At 61.8% G+C, this 22,248-nt stretch carries 25 protein-coding genes; 7 read left to right on the top strand and 18 right to left on the bottom strand.

Going from position 1 to position 22,248, the window contains the following annotated elements; genetic code table 11:
- Window positions 1–126: 126 nt before the first annotated feature.
- Window positions 127–621 (top strand): SprT family zinc-dependent metalloprotease, encoded by a 495-nt coding sequence (locus ACF8GF_RS09035; protein WP_176682781.1) that lies wholly within the window; start codon window positions 127–129, stop codon window positions 619–621.
- 186 nt (window positions 622–807) lie between these two features.
- On the opposite strand, the gene fpr is transcribed toward ACF8GF_RS09035, so the two are convergent.
- Entirely contained in the window at window positions 808–1,587 is a 780-nt protein-coding gene (gene fpr / locus ACF8GF_RS09030) for a ferredoxin-NADP reductase (RefSeq protein ID WP_003252381.1), read from the bottom strand.
- A 117-nt stretch (window positions 1,588–1,704) separates the two neighbouring features.
- Here fpr and finR point away from each other — a divergent pair, with 117 nt between their 5' ends.
- The gene (gene finR, locus ACF8GF_RS09025) at window positions 1,705–2,631 is read left to right on the top strand and encodes a LysR family transcriptional regulator FinR (protein ID WP_003252379.1); all 927 of its coding nucleotides are present in this window, start codon (window positions 1,705–1,707) and stop codon (window positions 2,629–2,631) included.
- On the opposite strand, the gene ACF8GF_RS09020 is transcribed toward finR, so the two are convergent.
- From ACF8GF_RS09020 to ACF8GF_RS09005, 4 genes are all read right to left on the bottom strand, one after another.
- Entirely contained in the window at window positions 2,628–2,993 is a 366-nt protein-coding gene (locus ACF8GF_RS09020) for a diacylglycerol kinase (protein WP_176682780.1), read from the bottom strand. The genes finR and ACF8GF_RS09020 overlap by 4 nt on opposite strands.
- 73 nt (window positions 2,994–3,066) lie before the next feature.
- On the bottom strand, window positions 3,067–3,717 hold the full coding sequence (gene erdR / locus ACF8GF_RS09015; protein WP_010952699.1) for a response regulator transcription factor ErdR: 651 nt from the start codon (window positions 3,715–3,717) through the stop codon (window positions 3,067–3,069).
- Window positions 3,718–3,895: 178 nt separating this feature from the next.
- Window positions 3,896–4,606 (bottom strand): tRNA-uridine aminocarboxypropyltransferase, encoded by a 711-nt coding sequence (locus ACF8GF_RS09010; RefSeq protein WP_176682779.1) that lies wholly within the window; start codon window positions 4,604–4,606, stop codon window positions 3,896–3,898.
- Window positions 4,603–4,824 (bottom strand): hypothetical protein, encoded by a 222-nt coding sequence (locus ACF8GF_RS09005; RefSeq protein ID WP_176682499.1) that lies wholly within the window; start codon window positions 4,822–4,824, stop codon window positions 4,603–4,605. Before ACF8GF_RS09005 ends, ACF8GF_RS09010 begins: the two co-directional genes overlap by 4 nt.
- On the opposite strand from ACF8GF_RS09005, the gene ACF8GF_RS09000 reads away from it, so the two are divergent.
- Window positions 4,823–5,242, top strand: a complete 420-nt coding sequence (locus tag ACF8GF_RS09000) for a quorum-sensing-regulated virulence factor family protein (RefSeq protein ID WP_021785869.1) — start codon at window positions 4,823–4,825, stop codon at window positions 5,240–5,242. The two genes, ACF8GF_RS09005 and ACF8GF_RS09000, sit on opposite strands and share 2 nt — an antisense overlap.
- A gap of 14 nt (window positions 5,243–5,256) precedes the next feature.
- Here the strand turns inward: ACF8GF_RS09000 and ACF8GF_RS08995 are convergent, their stop codons facing one another.
- Window positions 5,257–5,466 (bottom strand): hypothetical protein, encoded by a 210-nt coding sequence (locus ACF8GF_RS08995; protein WP_176682778.1) that lies wholly within the window; start codon window positions 5,464–5,466, stop codon window positions 5,257–5,259.
- Between the two features lie 160 nt (window positions 5,467–5,626).
- Here ACF8GF_RS08995 and ACF8GF_RS08990 point away from each other — a divergent pair, with 160 nt between their 5' ends.
- On the top strand, window positions 5,627–6,745 hold the full coding sequence (locus ACF8GF_RS08990; protein WP_176682777.1) for an LOG family protein: 1,119 nt from the start codon (window positions 5,627–5,629) through the stop codon (window positions 6,743–6,745).
- A gap of 239 nt (window positions 6,746–6,984) precedes the next feature.
- Here ACF8GF_RS08990 and recX read toward each other — a convergent pair whose 3' ends face one another.
- From recX to ACF8GF_RS08970, 4 genes are all read right to left on the bottom strand, one after another.
- Complete coding sequence (gene recX / locus ACF8GF_RS08985) at window positions 6,985–7,455, bottom strand: recombination regulator RecX (protein WP_019436651.1); 471 nt, start codon at window positions 7,453–7,455, stop codon at window positions 6,985–6,987.
- A 21-nt stretch (window positions 7,456–7,476) separates the two neighbouring features.
- Window positions 7,477–8,544 (bottom strand): recombinase RecA, encoded by a 1,068-nt coding sequence (gene recA / locus ACF8GF_RS08980; RefSeq protein ID WP_176682775.1) that lies wholly within the window; start codon window positions 8,542–8,544, stop codon window positions 7,477–7,479.
- Between the two features lie 103 nt (window positions 8,545–8,647).
- A complete protein-coding gene (locus ACF8GF_RS08975; protein WP_010952695.1) occupies window positions 8,648–9,130 on the bottom strand; it encodes a CinA family protein in 483 nt (160 codons plus the stop codon).
- 34 nt (window positions 9,131–9,164) lie between these two features.
- Window positions 9,165–10,253 carry a hypothetical protein gene (locus ACF8GF_RS08970; RefSeq protein WP_392488007.1) on the bottom strand — a complete coding sequence of 363 codons (1,089 nt, stop codon included), beginning with the start codon at window positions 10,251–10,253 and terminating at the stop codon, window positions 9,165–9,167.
- A gap of 184 nt (window positions 10,254–10,437) precedes the next feature.
- Here ACF8GF_RS08970 and mutS point away from each other — a divergent pair, with 184 nt between their 5' ends.
- Together mutS and fdxA are read left to right on the top strand one after the other, a co-directional pair.
- A complete protein-coding gene (gene mutS, locus ACF8GF_RS08965) occupies window positions 10,438–13,011 on the top strand; it encodes a DNA mismatch repair protein MutS (RefSeq protein ID WP_176682773.1) in 2,574 nt (857 codons plus the stop codon).
- Window positions 13,012–13,151: 140 nt separating this feature from the next.
- The gene (fdxA, locus tag ACF8GF_RS08960) at window positions 13,152–13,475 is read left to right on the top strand and encodes a ferredoxin FdxA (RefSeq protein WP_027595821.1); all 324 of its coding nucleotides are present in this window, start codon (window positions 13,152–13,154) and stop codon (window positions 13,473–13,475) included.
- Window positions 13,476–13,991: 516 nt separating this feature from the next.
- Here the strand turns inward: fdxA and rpoS are convergent.
- The 8 genes from rpoS to ACF8GF_RS08920 form a co-directional block, all read right to left on the bottom strand.
- The gene (gene rpoS / locus ACF8GF_RS08955; protein WP_021785876.1) at window positions 13,992–14,999 is read right to left on the bottom strand and encodes an RNA polymerase sigma factor RpoS; all 1,008 of its coding nucleotides are present in this window, start codon (window positions 14,997–14,999) and stop codon (window positions 13,992–13,994) included.
- Window positions 15,000–15,107: 108 nt separating this feature from the next.
- A complete protein-coding gene (locus ACF8GF_RS08950) occupies window positions 15,108–15,965 on the bottom strand; it encodes a peptidoglycan DD-metalloendopeptidase family protein (RefSeq protein ID WP_176682795.1) in 858 nt (285 codons plus the stop codon).
- A 237-nt stretch (window positions 15,966–16,202) separates the two neighbouring features.
- Window positions 16,203–16,841, bottom strand: a complete 639-nt coding sequence (locus ACF8GF_RS08945; RefSeq protein ID WP_176682794.1) for a protein-L-isoaspartate(D-aspartate) O-methyltransferase — start codon at window positions 16,839–16,841, stop codon at window positions 16,203–16,205.
- A gap of 35 nt (window positions 16,842–16,876) precedes the next feature.
- Window positions 16,877–17,626 (bottom strand): 5'/3'-nucleotidase SurE, encoded by a 750-nt coding sequence (gene surE / locus ACF8GF_RS08940; RefSeq protein WP_176682772.1) that lies wholly within the window; start codon window positions 17,624–17,626, stop codon window positions 16,877–16,879.
- Window positions 17,614–18,672: a tRNA pseudouridine(13) synthase TruD gene (gene truD, locus ACF8GF_RS08935; RefSeq protein ID WP_176682771.1), complete on the bottom strand. Its 1,059-nt coding sequence runs from the start codon at window positions 18,670–18,672 to the stop codon at window positions 17,614–17,616. The genes surE and truD overlap by 13 nt, the downstream gene beginning before the upstream one ends.
- On the bottom strand, window positions 18,669–19,142 hold the full coding sequence (gene ispF / locus ACF8GF_RS08930; protein ID WP_003252342.1) for a 2-C-methyl-D-erythritol 2,4-cyclodiphosphate synthase: 474 nt from the start codon (window positions 19,140–19,142) through the stop codon (window positions 18,669–18,671). The genes truD and ispF overlap by 4 nt, the downstream gene beginning before the upstream one ends.
- A gap of 76 nt (window positions 19,143–19,218) precedes the next feature.
- Complete coding sequence (gene fghA / locus ACF8GF_RS08925) at window positions 19,219–20,073, bottom strand: S-formylglutathione hydrolase (RefSeq protein WP_392488006.1); 855 nt, start codon at window positions 20,071–20,073, stop codon at window positions 19,219–19,221.
- A gap of 8 nt (window positions 20,074–20,081) precedes the next feature.
- Window positions 20,082–21,194, bottom strand: a complete 1,113-nt coding sequence (locus ACF8GF_RS08920; protein WP_021785895.1) for an S-(hydroxymethyl)glutathione dehydrogenase/class III alcohol dehydrogenase — start codon at window positions 21,192–21,194, stop codon at window positions 20,082–20,084.
- Between the two features lie 107 nt (window positions 21,195–21,301).
- Between ACF8GF_RS08920 and ACF8GF_RS08915 the strand changes: the two genes are divergently transcribed.
- Entirely contained in the window at window positions 21,302–22,198 is an 897-nt protein-coding gene (locus ACF8GF_RS08915; protein ID WP_021785896.1) for a LysR substrate-binding domain-containing protein, read from the top strand.
- The last annotated feature ends 50 nt before the right edge of the window (window positions 22,199–22,248 follow it).

Below are 22,248 nucleotides of genomic sequence, written 5' to 3'. Positions count from 1 at the left end.
ACTGAACCAACACTGGGGCATCAACCAGGGGCCGCCGCAAGGCGGCTTCTGGCTGTGCGCTGACCGGTGACTCGGCAAGCCACCTGCGCTTGCGGCATAATGCCTGGTCAGGAGAACCGCCCCGCCATGCCCGAGCAGCTCAAACAACGCGTCGAAACCTGTTACCTGCAAGCCGAAGCCTTTTTCAAACGCCGCTTCCCGCGCCCGGAGGTCAGCTTCAAACTGCGCGGGCAAAAAGCCGGCGTCGCCCACCTGCACGAAAATCTGCTGCGCTTCAACCTGCAGCTCTACCGCGAAAACCAGGAAGACTTCCTGCGCCAGACCGTGGCCCATGAAGTGGCGCACCTGGTTGCCCACCAACTGTTTGGCGACCGTATCCAGGCCCACGGTGAAGAGTGGCAATTGATCATGCGCGGGGTGTATGAGCTGCCGCCCAATCGTTGCCACAACTATGACGTGCAACGGCGTGCAGTGACCCGCTACATCTACCGCTGCCCGTGCCCGAAAAGCGACTTCCCGTTTACCGCGCAGCGGCACAGGCTGGTGCACCAGGGGCGACGATACCTGTGCAAGCGGTGCCGGGAAGTCCTGGTGTACAGCGGCGAGACGCGGGTCGAATAGACCGGGTTTCGCCTGCACCGGCCCTTTCGCGGGCAAGCCCGCTCCTACAGGTGCAGCGCACGTCTCGAGAATTGCACGCCCCCCGTAGGAGCGGGTTTACCCGCGAAAGGGCCAGAACAGGCAATGCACAAATTCCAGGCATAAGAAAGGCGACCCGAGAGTCGCCTTCCTGTACCAGCCTGCGCCTTACTTCTCGACGAAAGCTCGCTCGATCAGGTAGTCACCCGGTTCGCGCATGCGCGGGGAGATCTTCAGGCCGAAGCTGTCCAGCACTTCACTGGTCTCGTCGAGCATGCTCGGGCTGCCACAGATCATCGCGCGGTCGTCTTGCGGGTTGATCGGCGGCAGGCCGATGTCACTGAACAGCTTGCCGCTGCGCATCAGGTCGGTCAGACGGCCCTGATTTTCGAACGGCTCACGGGTCACGGTCGGGTAGTAGATCAGCTTGTCGCGAACCGACTCACCGAAGAACTCGTTCTGCGGCAGGTGCTCGGTGATGAACTCGCGGTAGGCGACTTCGTTCACGTAGCGCACGCCATGGACCAGGATCACTTTTTCAAAGCGCTCGTAGGTTTCCGGATCCTGGATGACGCTCATGAACGGCGCCAGGCCAGTACCGGTGCTCAGCAGGTACAGGTGCTTGCCAGGGTTCAGGTCGTCGAGTACCAGGGTACCGGTAGGCTTCTTGCTGATGATGATCTCATCGCCTTCCTTCAGGTGTTGCAGCTGCGAGGTCAGCGGGCCGTCCGGTACCTTGATGCTGAAGAATTCAAGGTGCTCTTCCCAGTTCGGCGAAGCGATGGAGTAGGCACGCATGAGCGGACGGCCGTTGTCCTGCTGCAGGCCGATCATCACGAACTGACCGTTCTCGAAGCGCAGGCCCGGGTCGCGGGTGCACTTGAAGCTGAACAGGGTGTCGTTCCAGTGGTGCACACTGAGGACACGTTCGTGGTTCATGTTGCTCATCGATGGGGCTCCTGAAGAAAAACGCGCGCGCAAAGCGCACAGTTGCGCAATAGTTTAGGGGCAGCGACAATATCTGTTAACTGGATTATCAAGATATGTGTTATCGGTTATATCGATATGCGATTCACACTCCGTCAAATGCAAGTCTTCGTTGCTGTCGCCCAGCACCAAAGCGTCTCTCGGGCCGCCAGCCTGTTGGCGCTGTCGCAGTCGGCTGCCAGCACCTCTATCACCGAGCTGGAGCGCCAATCGAGCTGCCAGCTGTTCGACCGTGCCGGCAAACGCCTGGCCCTCAATGCCTTGGGCCATCAACTGCTGCCACAAGCAGTAGCCCTGCTTGACCAGGCCAAGGAAATCGAAGACTTGCTCAACGGCAAATCCGGTTTCGGCTCGCTGGCGGTCGGCGCCACACTGACCATCGGCAACTACCTGGCCACCCTGCTGATCGGCAACTACATGCAGACACACCCGGAAAGCCAGGTAAAACTGCATGTTCAAAATACTGCGCATATCGTGCAACAGGTCGCGCACTACGAAATTGATCTGGGTCTAATCGAAGGCGACTGCAATCACCCCGACCTGGAGGTTCAGCCGTGGGTCGAGGACGAACTGGTGGTGTTCTGTGCGCCACAGCACCCACTGGCGAAACTGGGCCGCGCCGATATCGAAAGCCTTTCGCAAGAGGCATGGATCCTGCGCGAACAAGGCTCAGGCACGCGCCTGACCTTCGACCAGGCCATGCGCCATCACCGCGCCAACCTGAATATTCGCCTGGAGCTGGAGCACACCGAAGCGATCAAGCGGGCGGTGGAGTCGGGCCTGGGCATCGGTTGCATTTCACGTCTGGCCCTGCGTGACGCCTTCCGCCGTGGCAGCCTGGTACCTGTGGAAACCCCGGAACTGGACCTGCTGCGCCAGTTCTACTTCATCTGGCACAAACAAAAGTACCAGACCTCGGCCATGCGTGAGTTTCTCGAGCTATGCCGCAACTTCACTGCGGGCTTTACCCGCAGCGATGAAATCGTGCTGCCGCCGATCGCTTAAAGCAGGATCACCCCCCACACCAACGCCACCATGGTCAGTGCCACCAGCTGTGCGGCGCTGCCCATGTCCTTGGCGTTTTTCGACAGAGGGTGGCGCTCCAGCGAAATGCGATCGATGGCCGCCTCCACCGCCGAGTTGAACAGCTCGACGATCAGCCCCAGCAGGCAAACCACAATCATGATTGCCCGTTCGGCGCGGCTGACCGGCAACCACAAGGCGATCGGGATCAGCAGCACATTGAGCAGCACCAACTGGCGGAATGCGGCCTCGCCCTTGAAGGCGGCTCGCAGGCCGTCCAGCGAGTAGCCAGCGGCGTTCAAGATGCGTTTGAGGCCGGTCTGGCCCTTGAATGGCGAGGTCATGTAAGTCACTTCACAGCAGAAAGGCCAGCAGACTAGACCGGCTCGGGTCAAAAAAGCGTGAAGCCACGCGCACTCAGTTGCTGGCAACCGATTCCAGTTGTTGCAGCAGCAACGCAGCCTGGGTCCGGGTACGCACACCCAGCTTGCGGAAGATCGCGGTAACGTGGGCCTTGATGGTCGCTTCCGACACGCTCAGCTCATAGGCGATCTGCTTGTTCAGCAAGCCTTCACAAACCATGGTCAGTACGCGGAACTGCTGCGGCGTGAGGCTGGCCAAGCCTTCGCTGGCGGCCTTGGCCTCGGCCGAAACATCGACCTTTTCGAACGCCTGCGGCGGCCACCAGACCTCACCGTCAAGCACCTTGCGCACCGCATCCTGGATCACTTCCAGGGTGCTGGACTTGGGAATGAAACCACTGGCGCCGAACTCGCGGGACTTGACCACCACGGCGGCCTCTTCCTGTGCCGAAACCATCACCACGGGGATCTGCGGGTACTGCCCGCGTAGCAGCACCAGACCGGAAAAACCGTAGGCACCCGGCATGTTCAAGTCCAGCAGCACCAGGTCCCAGTCGGCTTTTTCGCTCAGGCGGGTTTCCAGTTCGGCAATGCTCGCAACTTCGACCAGACGCACATCGGAGCCAAGCCCGAGGGTAACGGCCTGGCGCAGGGCGCCACGGAACAGTGGGTGGTCATCGGCAATCAGGATTTCGTATGTGGCCATCGATCTAAGGATCCTGTTCTGTGCCAGGCACTCGAGAGGAAGGGAAGCGCCCGGCGGGAAACGGCGCCAAGGATGCCGAGCACGTTCAAGGGTGATCAAGCCAATCGCCCTGCCGTCTCGCCCACCCTGGCTGCCAGCTCAGTCATTATGAACCAAAGCAGGGGTTGTGCCCCTTGGACTATAGGAAGGTATGCAAACGCTGGTGGGTGTCGTCCTGCTCGTCAAGTGGCAGCCGCCGCTTGCCGCTCAGGTAATGCAAGCTGAACACATCCAGATAGGCATCCAGCGCCTGCGAGGCCTGGCTGTCGCCAGCAAGGTCCAGGCACATGGCCGCAACTTCTGCCGTACAGAAATGATCATCGCGCTTGGAGCGCCGCAGGCGGTAGCGCGACATCTGCTCGGCTTGCAGGCTCAACACCGGGAAGCGGTCCAGGTACGGGCTTTTGCGGAACATCTTGCGCGCTTCAGTCCAGGTGGCATCCAGCAGGATGAACAGTGGACGCTTGCCCGGCTCGCGCACCACCTCGCTGACCACCCGCTCCTGGGCAACGAACTCGCCCGGAAAAACGATATAGGGCTGCCAGCTCGGGTCATCGAGCAAGGCCAGCAGGCGCTCGTCAACCGCGGTGCGCAACCAGCCGAAGGCCCAGGTGTCTTCAATCAGGTCGGCAATCAACCAGCCGGTGTTGGTGGGTTTCAGCGGCTCGGTGTCGTGCATCAGCAGGCACACACCCGCGTCAGCCTGCACCCTAGGCTTCCAGGCACACAGGCAATGGGTAGCAATGACCCGGCAATCCGGGCAACGCTCGGCACGCGAGCCGCGGGCGATGAAAGGCTTGTTGCTGCGGGCCAGGCGTTCGGCGCGCAGACGCGCTACCGCATGGCTCATGCCGGCAGGCCTCTGGACAGATTGGAAATGGGCACAAGGATGACTCGGAGAAAACAAGGCTGCCAGTCTACCAGAACAGGTGGCAATTGCTGTGCAGCCGGCAAAGCGCTCCTTATAATCGGTTTTTTACCGTGCCGGACCTCGCCGCGCGCAATTTCACGGAACGCCGTCGGCCCGCGCATGTCAAAGCGCCAGTCATCGAACCAGGAGAGATTCATGCTGCGCCTTATTGCCCCCGCCCTGAGCCTGCTGCTCGCCCTGCCTCTGGCAGCCCAGGCGGCATCCAAGCAGGATTATGACCTGAACACCCTGCTGCAGAAGGTCGCCAAAGAGAGCAGCGTCGGCACCCCGCGCGCAATTAACGAGGACATCCTCGATCAGGGTTACACCGTTGAAGGCAAGGCGCTGGTCAACCATCTGAGCGTACGCCAGAGCCACGCAGAGCGCATGCAGGCCAACCCTGAGCAAGTGCGTAGCCAGCTCGGCGACAGCGTGTGCCGCAACAACGGCTTCCGCAACCTGATGTCCAAGGGCGCGGTCATGGTCTACCGCTTCACGGTCTACAAAACCAACCAGCCAGTCATGGACCAAGCCTTCGACAACGCCAGCTGCCTGGCCGGCAACAAGAAGAAATAAGCATAGCGTCAAGGCTACGCTTTCTCGTCCTCATGAGCGCGCCAGCGACCTTCAGCGGCATCGGCGCGCATCTCCGCCAACAGCGCCTGCAAGTATCGCGACCGGCACTCCAGCCCCGACAGCCTGCGGCGGCACTCGGCTTCAAGGCTCAGGTGATGCACCTGGGCGGCGTTCTCCAGCTGCTGGTAGAGCTGCCGGTCCACTTCGATGACCAAGCGATGCATACCGCCACCTCCTGCATCGACACATTTCGCTCTACCAGTTAACCAAACCCGTGCTGCCGATGGCCGCAGGCCGACAGGCGGCTGCGCCGAACACCTCGGCACGATCGGGCGCAAGGGTCTAGATTGAGGTCAGAGGTATTGGTGCAGAAGGAGACGTCGCATGCCTTACCATTCGAATGAACTGCTGTTCAGCCACTTCCGCGACAACAATATCGACCTGAGCAATATCGAAGCACAACTGCAACTGGTTGCCCCCAACAGCCCCAACCTGCCGCTCTACCGCGACATGATGCTGACCATCCTGCGCATGGCCCATGACGACAGCGACCGCTGGAGCGCCAAGATCACCCTGCAGGCCCTGCGCGAACTGGACCAGTCGTTCCGCACCCTGCAGCGCTACAAGGACCGACGCAAAGTGACCGTGTTCGGCTCGGCACGCACCCCGCAGGAACATCCGATGTACGCCCTGGCCCGCGAGCTGGGCGCCACTCTGGCGCGCTCCGACCTGATGGTCATCACCGGTGCCGGCGGCGGCATCATGGCGGCTGCCCACGAAGGGGCCGGCAGCGAGCACAGTCTGGGCTTCAACATCACCTTACCCTTCGAACAACATGCCAACCCGACGGTGAACGGTACCGACAAACTACTGCCGTTCCACTTTTTCTTCATCCGCAAATTGTTCTTCGTCAAGGAGGCCGATGGCCTGGTGTTGTGCCCTGGCGGCTTCGGCACCCTGGATGAAGCGCTGGAGGTACTGACCTTGATCCAGACCGGCAAGAGCCCACTGGTGCCGGTTGTGCTACTGGATTCGCCGGGCGGAAGCTTCTGGCACGACTGCCTGGACTTCATCAGCCGCCAGCTCGAAGAAAACCGCTACATCCTGCCCAGCGACCTGAAACTGGTGCGCCTGGTGCACAGTGCCGACGAGGCCGTTGAGGAAATCAACCAGTTCTACAGCAACTACCATTCCAGCCGCTGGTTGAAGAGCCAGTTCGTGATTCGCATGCATCACCCGCTCAGCGAAGCGGCGCTGTATGACATTCAGGAAGGTTTTGCCGATTTGCGCCTGAGTGGCAAATATCACCAGCAAGCGGATAGCAGCGCCGAGCACGAAGTTGGCAATTACAGCCACCTGACCCGCCTGTCATTCGCCTTCAACGGCCGGGATCAGGGCCGCTTGCGTGAGTTGGTGGATTTCATCAACCTGCCGGAGAACTGGGCCAAGCCGGAGCCGATGCATACCACGCAGAGGGCCAGGCAGGCGCTGAAAGTGAGTTGATGCTTTTCTGTAACAGCTCGCGTGATACCTGCTGGGGCAACACCTGGTCGATGGTTGGGCATAGACCGTTGCAGGAGCGGGTTCACCCGCGAAAGGGCCGGGCCTGCCAGCCAATCTTCCCGGCCATTCACCGTCGCAGCCGCCACCGTATTCGCGGGTGAACCCGCTCCTACAATGGAATGGAGACAGCCTGGGGAATTTGGCAAAACAGATTATCCGCTACGGGCACATACAGAGCGTCAATAATCGTCGAGATCACGCCCATTGAGCAGACGGCCGATCATGTCCATGGGGAACCCACGGTAAGCCAGGAACCGGGTCTGCTGGGCGCGGCTGCGCGGATCTTGCGGGCGCTGCCCAGCAAACTTGCGCTGCCACACGTCTCGCATACGCTCACCCCAATTCACCTCGCTTTCACGCAGGGCCTGGTCGATGTCTGCACGCGCCAAACCACGCTGACATAGCTCTTCGCGAATACGCGCAGGGCCATAGCCAGAGCCGGAACGATAACGGATGAAACTCTCAAGGTAGCGGGCTTCACTAAGCAGCCCTTCTTCGGCGAGCCGATCGAGTTCAGGCTCGATCAACTCGTCCGAAGCGCCGCGCTGACGCAACTTGCGCGTCAGCTCGACTCGACCGTGCTCACGTCGTGCGAGCAGGTCCATGGCTGTCCGCCGGATGGCGACGGGGGTATCGAGTACGGCAGACATATTCGGCTATCTACTGCGCAATCAATAACCGGCGTCAGCGCCGGCCATGTCATCGGCATCAGCTTCGGCAGCAGCAGCTTTGCCGGCTTCAGCAACAGCGCCCGCTTTCAGCAACTTGTCACGAATCTGCTTCTCGATCTCGGCACCAATAGCCGGGTTCTCAGCCAGGTACTTGGCAGCGTTGGCTTTGCCTTGACCGATCTTGTTGCCCTGGTAGGCGTACCAGGCACCGGACTTCTCGACCAGGCCCTGAGATACCCCCAGGTCAATGATCTCGCCGTTACGGTAAATACCTTTGCCGTAAAGAATCTGGAACTCAGCCTGACGGAACGGAGGCGAGACCTTGTTCTTGACGATCTTGACGCGGGTTTCGCTGCCGACCACCTCGTCGCCTTCCTTGACCGCGCCGGTACGGCGGATGTCCAGACGGACCGAAGCATAGAACTTCAGGGCGTTACCACCGGTCGTGGTTTCCGGGCTGCCGAACATCACACCGATCTTCATACGGATCTGGTTGATGAAGATGACCAGGCAGTTGGCATTCTTGATGTTACCGGTGATCTTGCGCAGCGCCTGGGACATCAGGCGGGCCTGCAGGCCCACATGCATATCACCCATCTCGCCTTCGATCTCGGCCTTCGGCACCAACGCGGCCACGGAGTCGACAATGATCACGTCGACCGCGTTGGAGCGCACCAGCATATCGGTGATTTCAAGGGCCTGTTCACCGGTGTCCGGCTGCGAAACCAACAGGTCATCGACGTTGACGCCCAGCTTGCCGGCGTACTCAGGGTCAAGGGCATGCTCGGCGTCGACGAAGGCGCAGGTGGCACCGTTCTTCTGCGCTTCAGCGATGACAGACAGCGTCAGCGTGGTCTTACCCGACGATTCCGGGCCGTAGATCTCGACGATACGGCCTTTTGGCAGACCGCCGATACCCAGGGCGATATCCAGGCCCAGCGAGCCGGTGGAAATGGCAGGAATGCCTTGACGCTCATGGTCACCCATGCGCATGACCGCGCCTTTACCGAATTGGCGTTCGATCTGACCCAGGGCCGCAGCCAAGGCGCGCTTCTTGTTGTCGTCCATTGAAATCCTCACGTGTTCGACTTGGCCCTGACGGCCGGAATACCTGTATAAGTAGCCAGTATTATTCCACAGGCAGACGCCCGCGCAAACCCCTGTCGTCGATTTACTCGGCACCAAGCTGTAACAAGCCGTCTAACGCGGCGATCACCGTCTGTCGGCGCACCGCCTCGCGGTCACCGTCGAACTGCCGGCGTTCGCTGAACACCCGGTCGCCGTCACCCCAGGCCAGCCACACGGTGCCCACCGGTTTGGCTGGCGAGCCGCCGTCCGGCCCGGCCACACCACTCACCGCCACGGCGAAGCGTGCGCCACTGGCGGCCTGAGCTCCGCGGACCATGGCTTCGACCACTTCCTGGCTGACTGCCCCCACCTGACCGAACAACGCTTCAGGTACCCCCAGCTGGCGGGTTTTCTGGGCATTGGAATAGGTGACGTAACCGGCTTCGAACCAGGCCGAGCTGCCAGGTATGCGGGTGATGGCTTCGGCAATGCCACCACCGGTGCATGATTCGGCGGTAGTCACCTGCGCATTGAATCGGCGCAGGTGTTCACCCAGACGGGTGGCGAGCGTGGTGATCGGGTCCATGTAGGGTGCTCCTTGAGGGCGGCTCTCTACCCTATCACCCTGCTTCGAACTCTGGCTCAGGAACTTTCAGGCTGGCCCGGGCGATTTCGCTGAACGCCAGTTCGTCACGCTGCCCCAACCGCGGCAGCCCCTCAGGCCACTCCCGGCTACAGTCGAAGCCGCCCAGCTTGCGCATGTCCTCAATTGCCGAACGCCACCAGACCACCTTGCACGCGCGCTGGTAATCATCACCACTCATCACACTGCCATAGAGCAACTTGCGGCCGATGCCACGCAGCTCCCGGGGCACATGCTTGAGGCTCCATTTCACCGAGAGCCGAGTCAACCACGAGGGCTCCGGGCGGTGCGCCGGCACCTTCAGGGCCAGACCTGGCATCTTCGGATGAAAATGCTCGCCATGCCGGGCAAAGAAGATTTCTAGAATGGCATGCACGTACTGCTTCATCGCAAAGTAATGGCTGATCACGCCGCGCGCCTCGTTGATCTGCGCGCCATCCAGTTCGAAGGAAAAGGCGATCTGCTCGATCGTATGCAGGTCACGGGCATACGGCGTCCAGGTGTCGATCCGGCAGATGGCGCGCTCGGCGGTGCCTACGTTGTCGCGGGTAAAGCCCATGACACCGCTGTTACACAGCCGCAAGTCATCGGCCGGTGCTTCGCCCGACTCCGCAAGTCCTTCGGTGAAACTGCGGTAATAACTGCTGCGGGAGGCCTCGGCCCAGCTCATTTCCACCTCGTCGACCAAGAACTGCCCGGCATCGACCTGGCTGAACAGCTTTTGCGGCGACTGCAGAAATACCGTATCGGTATCGATGAACACGGTCTTGTCCGCCCACTGACCGGCCAGGGCAATGGCACAGGCCTTGCGCCGGTGGGTGTAGCCGCCGTAGCCGGCCCAGGCCTGCAGGGTCTGCTCGTCCAGTGCGATCACTTCCACCGGCCAGCCGGCAAAAGCCTGTGGCTGGTCGGTAAGCACACGGATCACCGGCAGCTCAGCCGACCTGCAACGGGCCAGGGCGGTAAGGATGCTGAGTTTTGCCTCCAGCTGGTAGATCCGGCGCTCGCCATAAAGGAGGTAGATCAGCTGTTGCGATACATAAGGGACAGGGCTGGACACATTCATCGTGCAGGTCACGGCTAGGGGCATTCATCGAGGGGCGCGCATTCTAGAGGGTTACGCGGTGCAGCTCCACCATTGCCCGCCAGACTGCGCGCATGCCCCAAAGCACGCGCCTGCATCGCAACGAAAAAGCCTGTACCATTACGGGTTTACCATCGCCAACCAGATCCCCCCTGTAAGGCCCTGAATGTCAGATCTTTCCGCACACACCCCGATGATGCAGCAGTACTGGAAGCTGAAGAACCAGCACCCGGACCAGCTGATGTTCTACCGCATGGGCGACTTCTACGAAATCTTCTACGAAGATGCGAAAAAGGCCGCGAAACTGCTGGATATCACCCTGACCGCCCGCGGTCAGTCGGCCGGCCAGTCCATCCCCATGTGCGGGATTCCGTTCCATTCGCTGGAGGGTTACCTGGCCAAGCTGGTCAAACTCGGCGAGTCGGTGGTGATCTGTGAGCAGATCGGCGACCCGGCCACCAGCAAGGGCCCGGTGGAACGCCAGGTGGTGCGCATCATCACCCCGGGCACGGTCAGTGACGAGGCACTGCTCGACGAGCGCCGCGACAACCTGATTGCCGCACTGCTCGGTGACGAGCGCCTGTTCGGCCTGGCGGTACTGGACATCACCAGCGGCAATTTCAGCGTGCAGGAGATCAAGGGCTGGGAAAACCTGCTGGCCGAACTCGAGCGCCTGAACCCGGTCGAGCTGTTGATCCCCGACGACTGGCCACGGGACCTGCCTGCGGAGAAACGCCCAGGCGCCCGCCGCCGCGCACCGTGGGACTTCGACCGCGACTCGGCACGCAAGGCCCTGTGCCAGCAGTTCGCGACCAAGGACCTCAAGGGCTTCGGCTGCGACAAGCTGACCCTGGCCATCGGTGCCGCCGGCTGCCTGCTGACCTACGCCAAGGAAACCCAGCGCACCGCCCTGCCGCACTTGCGCAGCCTGCGCCACGAGCGCCTGGATGATACGGTCATCCTCGATGGTGCCAGCCGGCGCAACCTGGAGCTGGACATCAACCTGGCCGGTGGGCGCGACAACACCCTGCAATCGGTAATCGACCGCTGCCAGACCGCCATGGCCAGCCGCCTGCTGAGCCGCTGGCTGAACCGCCCACTGCGCGACCTCAAGGTGCTGCAAGCACGCCAGGACTCGATCCGCTGCCTGCTCGACAGCTACCGCTTCGAAAAGCTGCAGCCGCAGTTGAAGGAAATTGGCGATATCGAGCGGATCCTCGCCCGTATTGGCCTGCGCAATGCCCGCCCGCGCGACCTGGCACGCCTGCGCGATGCGCTGGGCGCGTTGCCAGAGTTGCAGAACGCCATGACCGAGCTCGAAGCGCCGCACCTGGCGCGCCTGGCGGCGATTACCGGTACCTATCCGGAGCTGGCCAGCCTGCTGGAGCGGGCAATCATCGACAACCCGCCGGCGGTGATCCGCGACGGCGGTGTACTGAAGGCCGGCTATGACAACGAACTGGACGAGCTGCTGGCAATCAGCGAGAACGCCGGCCAGTTCCTGATCGACCTGGAAGCCCGGGAAAAGGCCCGTACCGGCCTTGCCAACCTCAAGGTCGGCTACAACCGTGTACACGGCTACTTCATCGAACTGCCGACCAAGCAGGCCGAGCAGGCCCCGGGCGACTACATCCGCCGCCAGACACTCAAAGGCGCCGAGCGCTTCATCACCCCGGAGCTGAAGGCGTTCGAGGACAAGGCATTGTCGGCCAAAAGCCGCGCCCTGGCCCGCGAAAAGATGCTCTACGACGCCCTGCTGGAAACCTTGATCAGCCACCTGGCACCCCTGCAGGACAGCGCAGCCGCGCTGGCCGAACTGGATGTGCTCAGCAACCTGGCCGAGCGGGCGCTTAACCTCGACCTTAACTGCCCGCGCTTTGTCGACGAACCGTGCCTGCGCATCGAGCAAGGCCGCCACCCGGTGGTGGAGCAGGTACTGACCACACCGTTCGTGGCCAACGACCTGGGCCTGGACAACAGCACGCGCATGCTGATCATCACCGGCCCGAACATGGGCGGTAAGTCCACCTACATGCGCCAGACCGCCCTGATCGTGCTGCTGGCGCACATCGGCAGCTTCGTCCCTGCGGCGAGTTGCGAGCTGTCGCTGGTCGACCGCATCTTCACGCGCATCGGCTCCAGTGACGACCTGGCAGGCGGGCGCTCGACCTTCATGGTCGAGATGAGCGAAACCGCCAACATCCTGCACAACGCCACCGACCGCAGCCTGGTGCTGATGGACGAAGTGGGCCGCGGCACCAGTACCTTTGACGGCCTGTCGCTGGCCTGGGCCGCCGCCGAGCGCCTGGCCCAACTGCGTGCCTACACACTGTTCGCCACGCACTACTTCGAACTGACCGTGCTGCCGGAGAGCGAGCCGCTGGTGGCCAACGTGCACCTGAACGCCACCGAGCACAACGAACGCATCGTGTTCCTGCACCATGTACTGCCCGGCCCTGCCAGCCAGAGCTACGGCCTGGCCGTGGCGCAACTGGCCGGCGTCCCCACGGCGGTCATCCAGCGTGCCCGCGAACACCTGGGGCGCCTGGAAACCACCAGCCTGCCGCACGAGCAGCCCCCGGCCGCAAAAGCCAAGGATGCGCCGCAGGTACCGCACCAGAGCGACCTGTTCGCCAGCCTGCCACATCCAGCCATCGAGAAGCTGGGCAAGCTGCAACTGGACGACATGACCCCGCGTCAAGCTATCGAAATGCTATATCAACTAAAGAACCTGTTATAACGGCGCCCATTACAAGCTGGTAGAATCCGCCGCGGTTTGCTGGTGCTGCAGGTTATTAGCCTGGCCTGCAGCCACATGCCCGTAAACCGCGCGGCCCTGAGAGGAAGGGCCGCCGCCGTCGCCTGAGGAGAGAATTAGAAATGACCTTCGTCGTCACCGACAACTGCATCAAATGCAAATACACCGACTGCGTGGAAGTCTGTCCGGTGGACTGCTTCTACGAAGGCCCGAACTTCCTGGTCATCCACCCGGACGAGTGCATCGACTGCGCCCTGTGCGAGCCGGAGTGCCCAGCGCAAGCCATCTTCTCGGAAGACGAAGTGCCTTCGGGCATGGAAAACTTCATCGAGCTGAACGCCGAGCTGGCGGAAATCTGGCCTAATATCACCGAGCGTAAGGATGCCCTGCCGGACGCTGAAGAATGGGATGGCAAGACCGGCAAGATTGCCGACCTGGAGCGCTGATAGCGCCCAGACGCGAAAAAGGCCCTTCGGGGCCTTTTTTGTTTTCCTACGTGCAAAAAAAAGGGGCGGTTTGACCCGCCCACATTTTTTCCGTAGTCCCTGCTTGTCCCAAACATCATCCTGATGAAATCGCTTCTTGCGATGTCCTTGGCCTTCATCCTGAAAGCCTGTGCATGTCCCTGTGCACAGTTCGAATACTAGCGGGTTGAGCCGGGCGGGCAAGCGCGAGACCTCACAGGGTATTTCCGACGACACATATGGTCAGCGGCGAATAAATCATGATTTTCAATGAGTTGTAAAAAAACAGAGCCAGGAAACGACAATGGTCTACTGAGGCTTGCATAGATAGCTTACAAAACGAGTAAGAAAAGGCTTACATGCAATGTTACCGGGGTAGCGGAATACACATTGGGTATCTGCTCTGCCCTGAAGTGCGCCCCGCCGCTCTCAAGCTTTTCCGCTACAGACGAAAACGCCCCGAGGTCATCGGGGCGTTTTGAGTGACACAGACCTTCGCTACTGGAACAAGGACTCACTGGACAGGCCATTCTTCTCAAGGATCTCGCGCAAACGCTTGAGCCCCTCTACCTGAATCTGCCGCACCCGTTCCCGGGTCAGGCCTATTTCCAGGCCAACATCCTCAAGGGTACTGCTTTCATGCCCACGCAGGCCAAAGCGACGCACCACCACCTCGCGCTGCTTGTCGGTCAGCTCACCCAGCCACTGATCGATGCTCTGCGACAGGTCGTCATCCTGCAGCAATTCGCACGGATCAGTCGGACGGTCGTCGGTCAGCGTATCAAGCAGGGTCTTGTCCGAGTCCGGGCCAAGCGACACATCCACCGACGACACCCGCTCATTCAGGCCCAGCATGCGCTTGACCTCGGTGACCGGCTTCTCCAGCAGCGTGGCGATTTCTTCTGGTGAAGGTTCGTGGTCGAGTTTCTGGGTCAGCTCGCGCGCGGCGCGCAGGTAGACGTTCAGTTCCTTGACCACGTGGATCGGCAGGCGAATGGTGCGGGTCTGGTTCATGATCGCCCGTTCGATGGTCTGGCGAATCCACCAGGTCGCATAGGTCGAGAAACGGAAACCACGCTCCGGGTCGAACTTTTCGACCGCACGGATCAACCCCAGGTTGCCTTCCTCGATCAGGTCGAGCAACGACAGGCCACGGTTCACGTAACGACGGGCAATTTTGACAACCAGGCGCAGGTTGCTTTCGATCATGCGCTTGCGGCCGGCAGGGTCACCCTTTTGCGACAAGCGCGCAAAATGCACTTCTTCTTCCGGCGAAAGCAGCGGCGAGAAACCGATCTCGTTGAGATACAACTGGGTGGCATCGAGCGCCCGGCTGTAATCGATGTACTTGTGTTGCTTGAGCGAAGAGCCCGACTTGGCCCTCGTCCGAACCGAAGATACAGCAGGTTCGTCTGACACCACATCCGTTTCCAAAACGATACCCGTCTCCATCAGGAGGACGTCATCATCGATGTCAAACTCCGGCACTTCTTTACTGAGAGCCATTGTTATAATCCTTTGCTGAGTTCGAACTCAGACTCGAGCGGCACCTTTATCCCTGGCAGCGCTTGAGCCTGTCCCCTCTACATCACAGGAACAGGCTGGGTACAACGATCAACGACGTGGCAGGAACTGGAGCGGATCGACGGGTTTGCCCTGGCGGCGAATCTCGAAATGCAGCTTCACCCGATCTGTGCCCGTAGACCCCATTTCAGCAATCGACTGCCCTGCCTTGACCTGCTGCCCCTCCCGAACCAACAGCCTGCGGTTATGACCGTAGGCACTGACGTAGGTGTCGCTGTGCTTGATGATGATCAGCTCGCCGTAGCCCCTCAAACCACTTCCGGCGTAGACCACTGCACCATCAGACGCAGCAAAAACAGGCTGTCCCAAATCACCGGCGATATCAATGCCTTTATTCAAACTACCGTTTGAAGCGAATTTTCCAATCAGCACGCCGTTGGCTGGCCAGGCCCAACCGCCTACGGCACGCTCCGCAGCCGGCACACTGGCAACCACTGGCGCATTGCCCGAAGAGGCCGGCGTGACCGGTTTACGGGTGCTGGCAGGCGCCGTGGCAGGAGCGCCCACAGGCCGCCGCGTGACCGTGGTGCGGCTTGACGAGGACGGGCTGGACACCACCGTGGTGCGGCTGCCGGAGCCGCTGCTGAATCGAATCGCCTGGCCCGGGCGAATGGTATAAGGCGCCCGGATGCCATTGCGTGCAGCCAGCTCCTTGTAGTCCCAACCATAACGGAAGGCGATGGAGAACAGGGTGTCGCCTGGCTTGACGATATATTGCCCGGAAGTCACTGCCGGACGCTTGGGAACGGTGTTGTTGCGGTCGACCACCCGCGCGCTGTTGCTGCCGGTGCTTGAGCAACCCACCAGAAGCGCGCCCATGGCCAATGCAATCACCAGAAGCTTGAAACCCGAGCCGTCCTTGCGCTGCCGAATGACTGTGTGACCCACCCGCGCTCCCCTCATGGTGCCGAAAATCGATATGAAGACAAGAAATGCAATATTGTTGCAATTATAACCAAGCCAGCCGGTATTGGCAGACGGCTACGAAAGACGAGCGCAAAACCCCGGTGCACGCTGTGCGTTAGCGCTTCGCACCGCCTGATAGACAGGGCGAAGCGACAAGAATTCGCCACCGGCACAAAAATACACCGCGCCTCATGCCTGCACAGCTCAGTTCAACAGACCTCAGGCCAGCGGACCATTGAGCAGCGGCACGAAACGCACAGCCCCCAGCACGCGACGGGAGAAACCATGCTCCTCGCGTACGATCAGCATCAGTTGCTGCGTTTCGCCGGCCGGCCCTACCGGGATGACCATGCGCCCACCGGGTGCCAGCTGGTCGAGCAGTGCCTGTGGCACCTCCGGCGCCACGGCGGTGACGATGATGCCATTGTACGGCGCAAGTGCCGGCCACCCCTCGCAACCGTCGCCCCAGCGGAATACCACGTTGCGCAGGTTCAGTTCCACCAGGCGCTCTTTGGCCCGATCCTGCAGTACCTTGATGCGCTCTACCGAGAACACCCGCTCGACCAGCTGGGCCAGGATAGCCGTCTGGTAACCCGAGCCGGTGCCAATCTCCAGCACCTTGTCCAGTGGCCCGGCCTCGAGCAACAGCTCGCTCATGTGAGCAACCATGAACGGCTGGGAGATGGTCTGGTTGTGGCCGATCGGCAGCGCGGTGTCTTCGTAAGCCCGATGCGCCAGCGCCTCGTCAACGAACAGGTGGCGCGGCGTACGCCGGATCACGTCGAGCACCTTGGGGTTCGAAACACCCTCCTCGCACAAGCGCTGGATCAGCCGCTCCCGGGTACGCTGAGAGGTCATGCCGATGCCACGCCGCAGCATATCGTCCTCACGCATCAGAGCAGGCCCTCCAGCCAACCATCGAGCTGCTCGAAGGCATCATTGAAGGTGCGATCGAGTTGCAGCGGGGTAATCGATACGTAGCCTTGCATCACCGCGTGGAAGTCGGTGCCCGGCCCGCCATCCTCGGCATCACCGGCCACGGCAATCCAGTAGCCTTCCTTGCCACGCGGGTTGACTACCTTGGTTGGCGCCGCCGCCCGCGCCCGGTGACCGAGACGGGTGAGCTGGATGCCACGGATGTGCTCCAGCGGCAAGTTGGGAATATTGATGTTGAGTACGGTGCGTGGCGGCAACGCCAGGCGCGACTGTGCCTCGACCAGGCGGCGGGCGATATAGGCCGCGGTCGGCAGGTTGTCCGGCTGGCGCGACAACAGCGAGAACGCCAGCGAGGTACCGCCGAGGAAGCGGCCTTCCAGCGCCGCAGCGACCGTACCCGAATACAGCACGTCATCGCCCAGGTTGGCACCGAGGTTGATCCCCGATACGACCATGTCCGGCGTCTGCGGCAACAGCCCATTGAGCCCCAGGTGCACGCAATCGGTCGGCGTGCCATTGAGGCTGATGAAGCCATTGGCCAGGGTCTGCGGATGCAGTGGCCGGTCCAGCGTCAGCGAACTGCTGGCGCCGCTCTTGTCTTGATCCGGGGCGATCACCGCGCACTCGGCATAATCCACCAGCGCAGCATGCAGCGCGGCGATGCCAGGTGCGGTAACACCGTCGTCATTCGAAATCAGAATACGCATGGGCTGTCCGTCTGCCCTGCCGACACCAGATCCACGACTTCACGCACCACCACGGTGGCGAAGCATCCGGCCGGCAGGACGAATTCCAGTTGCAGGATATCAGGCTCGGGATAATGCCACGTCAGGCCGCCAATAGGGAGCCGCAGAATTCGTCGTTCGTGATCCATGCCCGCCTGGGCCAACCACTGGCAAAGTGCTGGCTGACTTGAGCCGATAGCGTTTTCCAGCTGGGCAGGCGCAGCGCCAGCAGGCGAAGCGCCCTCCCCCCACATCGGGCCGGTCGGATGCAGGTCGAGAATCGCCAGGCGCGGGTCGCCACATTCTGCCTCACCCGCCGGGAAGAAACTGCGGCTGTCGGTGAACGCCAGCAGGTCCCCGACCTGGGCTCGGGCCCAGCTACCGTCAGCGACACGCGCAGCCAGCACCTGATTGAACAGGTAGCTGCGCCCGGCCGAAAGCAGCCGCGAACGCACGTTGCGCTGTTCAGGCAAAGCCTTGCGTACGGCCCAATCGAGGGCGTCATGGACGTTGCCACCGCCGTGCCCGAAGCGCTGGGTGCCGAAATAGTTGGGCACACCTTGCCGCCTGAGCTGTTCCAGACGCGCATCAACCGCCTGGTGATCGGCAGCCAAGGCCGTCAGGCGCAAGGTGAAACCGTTGGCCGAATGCGCCCCGCGCTGCAGTTTGCGCTGGTGACGCACCTGCTTGAGCACACGCAGGCTGGCATCCTCGGCTCGCGACAGATCCGGGTCGGCCTTGCCCGGCAGGTGCAGGCTGAACCACTGGCGGGTCAGCGCCTGGCGGTCCTTGAGGCCGGCGTAGCTGATGCTGCGCACCGGCACGCCAGCGGCGCGGGCGAGGCGCCGGGCAGCTTCTTCAGTGTTCAGATCACGCTTCTCGACCCACAGCCACAGGTGCTCGCCCTGGCCCGATAGCGGGATATCCAGGACTTCGTCAACCTGAAAGTCTTCGGCAACCGCTTTGAGGACGGCGGTACCCAGGGATTCACCCGATGCGCGCGGGCCCAGCAGTTCCAGTTCGGTCATGCTGGCAGCAGCAGGGCGACCGAATGCACGGCAATGCCCTCCTCGCGACCGGTAAAGCCCAGCTTCTCTGTGGTGGTGGCCTTGACATTGACCTGGTCGAGCTCGACCTGCAGGTCTTCGGCGATCAGCTGGCGCATGGTTTCGATGTGTGGGGCCATTTTCGGTGCCTGGGCGACGATGGTGGCGTCAACGTTGCCGACCTTCCAGCCCTTGGCCTTGACGATGCCGACTACATGGCGCAGCAGCGCGCGGCTGTCAGCCCCCTTGAACTGCGGGTCAGTGTCAGGGAAGTGCTTGCCGATGTCGCCCAGTGCCGCAGCGCCAAGCAAGGCATCGCTCAGGGCGTGCAGCAGCACGTCACCGTCGGAATGGGCCAGCAGGCCGTATTTGTGCGGGATGCGCACCCCGCCCAAGGTAATGAAATCACCGTCGCAGAAACGGTGCACATCGTAGCCGTGGCCAATACGCATAAGAAAACGCCCTGAAAGAGTCAGGGCGTGATTCTACCTGCTTTGCAGCGGGTTTGGCGGCTTTTGGACCAGGGTGTTACACCCGCCCCAGTGCCACCGCATGATGGCGTAGGTGCTCCTCGATGAAGCTGGCAATGAAGTAGTAGCTATGGTCATAGCCCGGCTGCATACGCAGGGTCATTTCATGGCCACCTTTGCGTGCCGCCTGTTCCAGTGCTTCAGGCTTGAGTTGCTTCTCGAGGAAGTCGTCACGGTCGCCCTGGTCCACCAGCAACGGCGGGCATTGGCCAGCAGGGGTTTCAGCCAGCAGCACGCTGGCATCCCACTCACGCCAGCGCCCACGGTCTTCACCCAGGTAGCGGCTGAAGGCCTTCTCGCCCCACGGACAATCCATCGGATTGCTGATCGGCGAGAATGCCGACACCGAGCGGTAGCGCCCCGGGTTGCGCAAGGCGCACACCAGCGCGCCATGGCCCCCCATGGAGTGGCCGCTGATGCTGCGCTCGCCCGACGCCGGGAAATGTGCCTCGATCAGGGCTGGCAACTCCTCCACCACATAGTCATGCATGCGGTAGTGCTGGGCCCAGGGTTGCTGGGTAGCGTTGAGGTAGAAGCCCGCCCCCAGGCCGAAGTCCCAGGCGCCGTCCGGATCGCCCGGCACCTGCTCGCCACGCGGACTGGTGTCGGGAGCAACGATGATCAGCCCCAGCTCGGCGGCCAGACGCTGGGCGCCGGCCTTCTGCATGAAGTTCTCGTCGGTGCAGGTGAGGCCGCTGAGCCAGTACAGTACCGGCAGCTTTTCGCCCTGCTCGGCGTGCGGCGGCAGGTACACAGCGAACACCATGTCGCAACCCAGCACCTTGGAGTGATGCCGGTAACGCTTGTGCCAGCCGCCGAAGCTCTTCTGGCAGGAGATGTTATCCAGGCTCATGGCAAACCTCAGAAGTGGATCACGCTACGGATGCTCTTGCCTTCATGCATCAGGTCGAAGGCCTTGTTGATGTCTTCCAGACCCATCGTGTGGGTGATGAAGGTGTCCAGCGGGATCTCGCCTTTCTCGGACATTTCCACGTAGCTCGGCAGCTCGCTGCGGCCACGCACGCCGCCGAACGCCGAACCACGCCAAACCCGACCGGTCACCAGCTGGAACGGACGCGTGGAAATTTCCTGGCCGGCACCGGCCACACCGATGATGACCGACTCACCCCAGCCCTTGTGGCAGCATTCCAGGGCGGCGCGCATCAGTTGAACGTTGCCGATGCACTCGAAGGAGAAGTCCACGCCGCCATCGGTGAGGTCGACGATCACTTCCTGGATCGGGCGATCGTAGTCTTTCGGGTTGACGCAATCGGTGGCACCCAGCTGGCGGGCGATTTCGAACTTGGCCGGGTTGATGTCGATGGCGATGATACGCGAGGCCTTGGCCTTGACCGCACCGATCACGGCCGACAGGCCGATGCCACCGAGGCCGAAGATGGCCACGGTATCACCCGGCTTGACCTTGGCAGTGTTGAGCACCGCGCCGATACCGGTGGTCACGCCGCAACCCAGCAGGCAGACCTTCTCCAGTGGTGCTTCTTTCTGGATCTTGGCCACGGAAATTTCCGGCAGCACGGTGTATTCGGAGAAGGTCGAGGTACCCATGTAGTGGAACAGCTCCTGGCCCTTGTACGAGAAGCGCGTGGTGCCGTCCGGCATCAGGCCCTTGCCCTGGGTGGCGCGGATGGCCTGGCACAGGTTGGTCTTGCCCGAGAGGCAGAACTTGCACTTGCCGCATTCCGGGGTGTACAGCGGGATGACGTGGTCACCTACAGCGACCGAGGTGACCCCCTCGCCTACCGCTTCGACGATTGCACCACCTTCGTGGCCGAGGATCGATGGGAAGATACCCTCCGGGTCAGCACCGGACAGGGTATAGGCATCGGTGTGGCAGACACCGCTGGCGACCACGCGCAGCAGCACTTCACCGGCCTTTGGCATGGCCACGTCGACTTCGACGATTTCCAGGGGTTTCTTGGCTTCGAAGGCTACGGCAGCACGGGACTTGATCATCAAAGGTCTCCAGACAGTGGGTCGATTCAGTCTTGCAGTGTAATTCAGCGCCTTTTGATGAATAATCAGGCCAAAGACAAAACATTATTGCCATACAGGGATAATCAATGAGCAGCCGATGGGAAGGCATCGACGAATTCGTCGCCGTGGCCGAATCGGGCCAGTTCACTGCCGCCGCCGAACGCCTGGGGGTTTCCTCATCGCACATCAGCCGGCAGATCGCCCGGCTGGAAGAACGCCTGCAAACGCGCTTGCTGTACCGCAGTACCCGCCGGGTAACCCTGAGCGAGGCCGGGCAGACCTTCCTGCAGCATTGCCAGCGCTTGCAGGATGGCCGTGAGGAAGCGCTGCGCGCCATGGGCGACCTGGCCAGCGAACCCAAGGGGTTGCTGCGCATGACCTGCGCTGTGGCCTACGGCGAGCGCTTCATCGTGCCGCTGGTGACGCGATTCATGGCGCTGTACCCGCAGCTGCGCGTGGATGTGGAACTGAGCAACCACACCCTCGACCTGCTGCATGAAGGCATGGACCTGGCCATCCGCCTGGGTCGCCTGGCCGACTCTCGCTTGGTGGCTACCCGCCTGGCGCCGAGGCGCATGTACCTGTGCGCCTCGCCGGCCTATCTTGAGCGTTATGGCCGGCCGCACAGCCTGTCGGAGCTGGCGCGGCACAATTGCCTGGTGGGGAGTTCGGACTTGTGGGCACTACAGCAGGATGGCCGTGAGATCAGCCAGCGGGTACAGGGCAACTGGCGCTGCAACAGTGGCCAGGCAGTGCTGGATGCGGCGTTACAAGGGATAGGGTTATGCCAGTTGCCGGATTACTACGTGCTGGAACACCTCAATAGCGGTGCGCTGGTGTCGCTGCTGGAGGCGCACCAGCCGCCGAATACGGCGGTATGGGCGCTGTATCCGCAGCAGAGGCACCTGTCGCCGAAGGTACGGCGGCTGGTGGATTACCTGAAGGAGGGGTTGGCAGGGTTGCCGGAATATCGTTTCGGCTGACGGGATGTGCTGCATGTACTGGCCTCTTCGCGGGTGAACCCGCTCCTACG

The sequence above is a fragment of the Pseudomonas sp. yb_5 genome (genome assembly GCF_043103865.1).
Lineage (GTDB): Bacteria > Pseudomonadota > Gammaproteobacteria > Pseudomonadales > Pseudomonadaceae > Aquipseudomonas > Aquipseudomonas putida_Y.
Note: the sequence above shows the minus strand (reverse complement) of the source record. Positions and strands in the feature narration are given on the sequence as shown.

Excerpts from the sequence above, each read along its gene's own strand:
- ACF8GF_RS09035 (WP_176682781.1), top strand. The coding sequence starts at position 127 with ATGCCCGAGCAGCTCAAACAACGCGTCGAAACCTGTTACCTGCAAGCC.
- fpr (WP_003252381.1), bottom strand. The coding sequence starts at position 1,587 with ATGAGCAACATGAACCACGAACGTGTCCTCAGTGTGCACCACTGGAAC.
- finR (WP_003252379.1), top strand. The coding sequence starts at position 1,705 with ATGCGATTCACACTCCGTCAAATGCAAGTCTTCGTTGCTGTCGCCCAG.
- ACF8GF_RS09020 (WP_176682780.1), bottom strand. The coding sequence starts at position 2,993 with ATGACCTCGCCATTCAAGGGCCAGACCGGCCTCAAACGCATCTTGAAC.
- erdR (WP_010952699.1), bottom strand. The coding sequence starts at position 3,717 with ATGGCCACATACGAAATCCTGATTGCCGATGACCACCCACTGTTCCGT.
- ACF8GF_RS09010 (WP_176682779.1), bottom strand. The coding sequence starts at position 4,606 with ATGAGCCATGCGGTAGCGCGTCTGCGCGCCGAACGCCTGGCCCGCAGC.
- ACF8GF_RS09000 (WP_021785869.1), top strand. The coding sequence starts at position 4,823 with ATGCTGCGCCTTATTGCCCCCGCCCTGAGCCTGCTGCTCGCCCTGCCT.
- ACF8GF_RS09005 (WP_176682499.1), bottom strand. The coding sequence starts at position 4,824 with ATGAATCTCTCCTGGTTCGATGACTGGCGCTTTGACATGCGCGGGCCG.
- ACF8GF_RS08995 (WP_176682778.1), bottom strand. The coding sequence starts at position 5,466 with ATGCATCGCTTGGTCATCGAAGTGGACCGGCAGCTCTACCAGCAGCTG.
- ACF8GF_RS08990 (WP_176682777.1), top strand. The coding sequence starts at position 5,627 with ATGCCTTACCATTCGAATGAACTGCTGTTCAGCCACTTCCGCGACAAC.
- recX (WP_019436651.1), bottom strand. The coding sequence starts at position 7,455 with ATGTCTGCCGTACTCGATACCCCCGTCGCCATCCGGCGGACAGCCATG.
- recA (WP_176682775.1), bottom strand. The coding sequence starts at position 8,544 with ATGGACGACAACAAGAAGCGCGCCTTGGCTGCGGCCCTGGGTCAGATC.
- ACF8GF_RS08975 (WP_010952695.1), bottom strand. The coding sequence starts at position 9,130 with ATGGACCCGATCACCACGCTCGCCACCCGTCTGGGTGAACACCTGCGC.
- ACF8GF_RS08970 (WP_392488007.1), bottom strand. The coding sequence starts at position 10,253 with ATGAATGTGTCCAGCCCTGTCCCTTATGTATCGCAACAGCTGATCTAC.
- mutS (WP_176682773.1), top strand. The coding sequence starts at position 10,438 with ATGTCAGATCTTTCCGCACACACCCCGATGATGCAGCAGTACTGGAAG.
- fdxA (WP_027595821.1), top strand. The coding sequence starts at position 13,152 with ATGACCTTCGTCGTCACCGACAACTGCATCAAATGCAAATACACCGAC.
- rpoS (WP_021785876.1), bottom strand. The coding sequence starts at position 14,999 with ATGGCTCTCAGTAAAGAAGTGCCGGAGTTTGACATCGATGATGACGTC.
- ACF8GF_RS08945 (WP_176682794.1), bottom strand. The coding sequence starts at position 16,841 with ATGACCTCTCAGCGTACCCGGGAGCGGCTGATCCAGCGCTTGTGCGAG.
- surE (WP_176682772.1), bottom strand. The coding sequence starts at position 17,626 with ATGCGTATTCTGATTTCGAATGACGACGGTGTTACCGCACCTGGCATC.
- truD (WP_176682771.1), bottom strand. The coding sequence starts at position 18,672 with ATGACCGAACTGGAACTGCTGGGCCCGCGCGCATCGGGTGAATCCCTG.
- ispF (WP_003252342.1), bottom strand. The coding sequence starts at position 19,142 with ATGCGTATTGGCCACGGCTACGATGTGCACCGTTTCTGCGACGGTGAT.
- fghA (WP_392488006.1), bottom strand. The coding sequence starts at position 20,073 with ATGAGCCTGGATAACATCTCCTGCCAGAAGAGCTTCGGCGGCTGGCAC.
- ACF8GF_RS08920 (WP_021785895.1), bottom strand. The coding sequence starts at position 21,194 with ATGATCAAGTCCCGTGCTGCCGTAGCCTTCGAAGCCAAGAAACCCCTG.
- ACF8GF_RS08915 (WP_021785896.1), top strand. The coding sequence starts at position 21,302 with ATGAGCAGCCGATGGGAAGGCATCGACGAATTCGTCGCCGTGGCCGAA.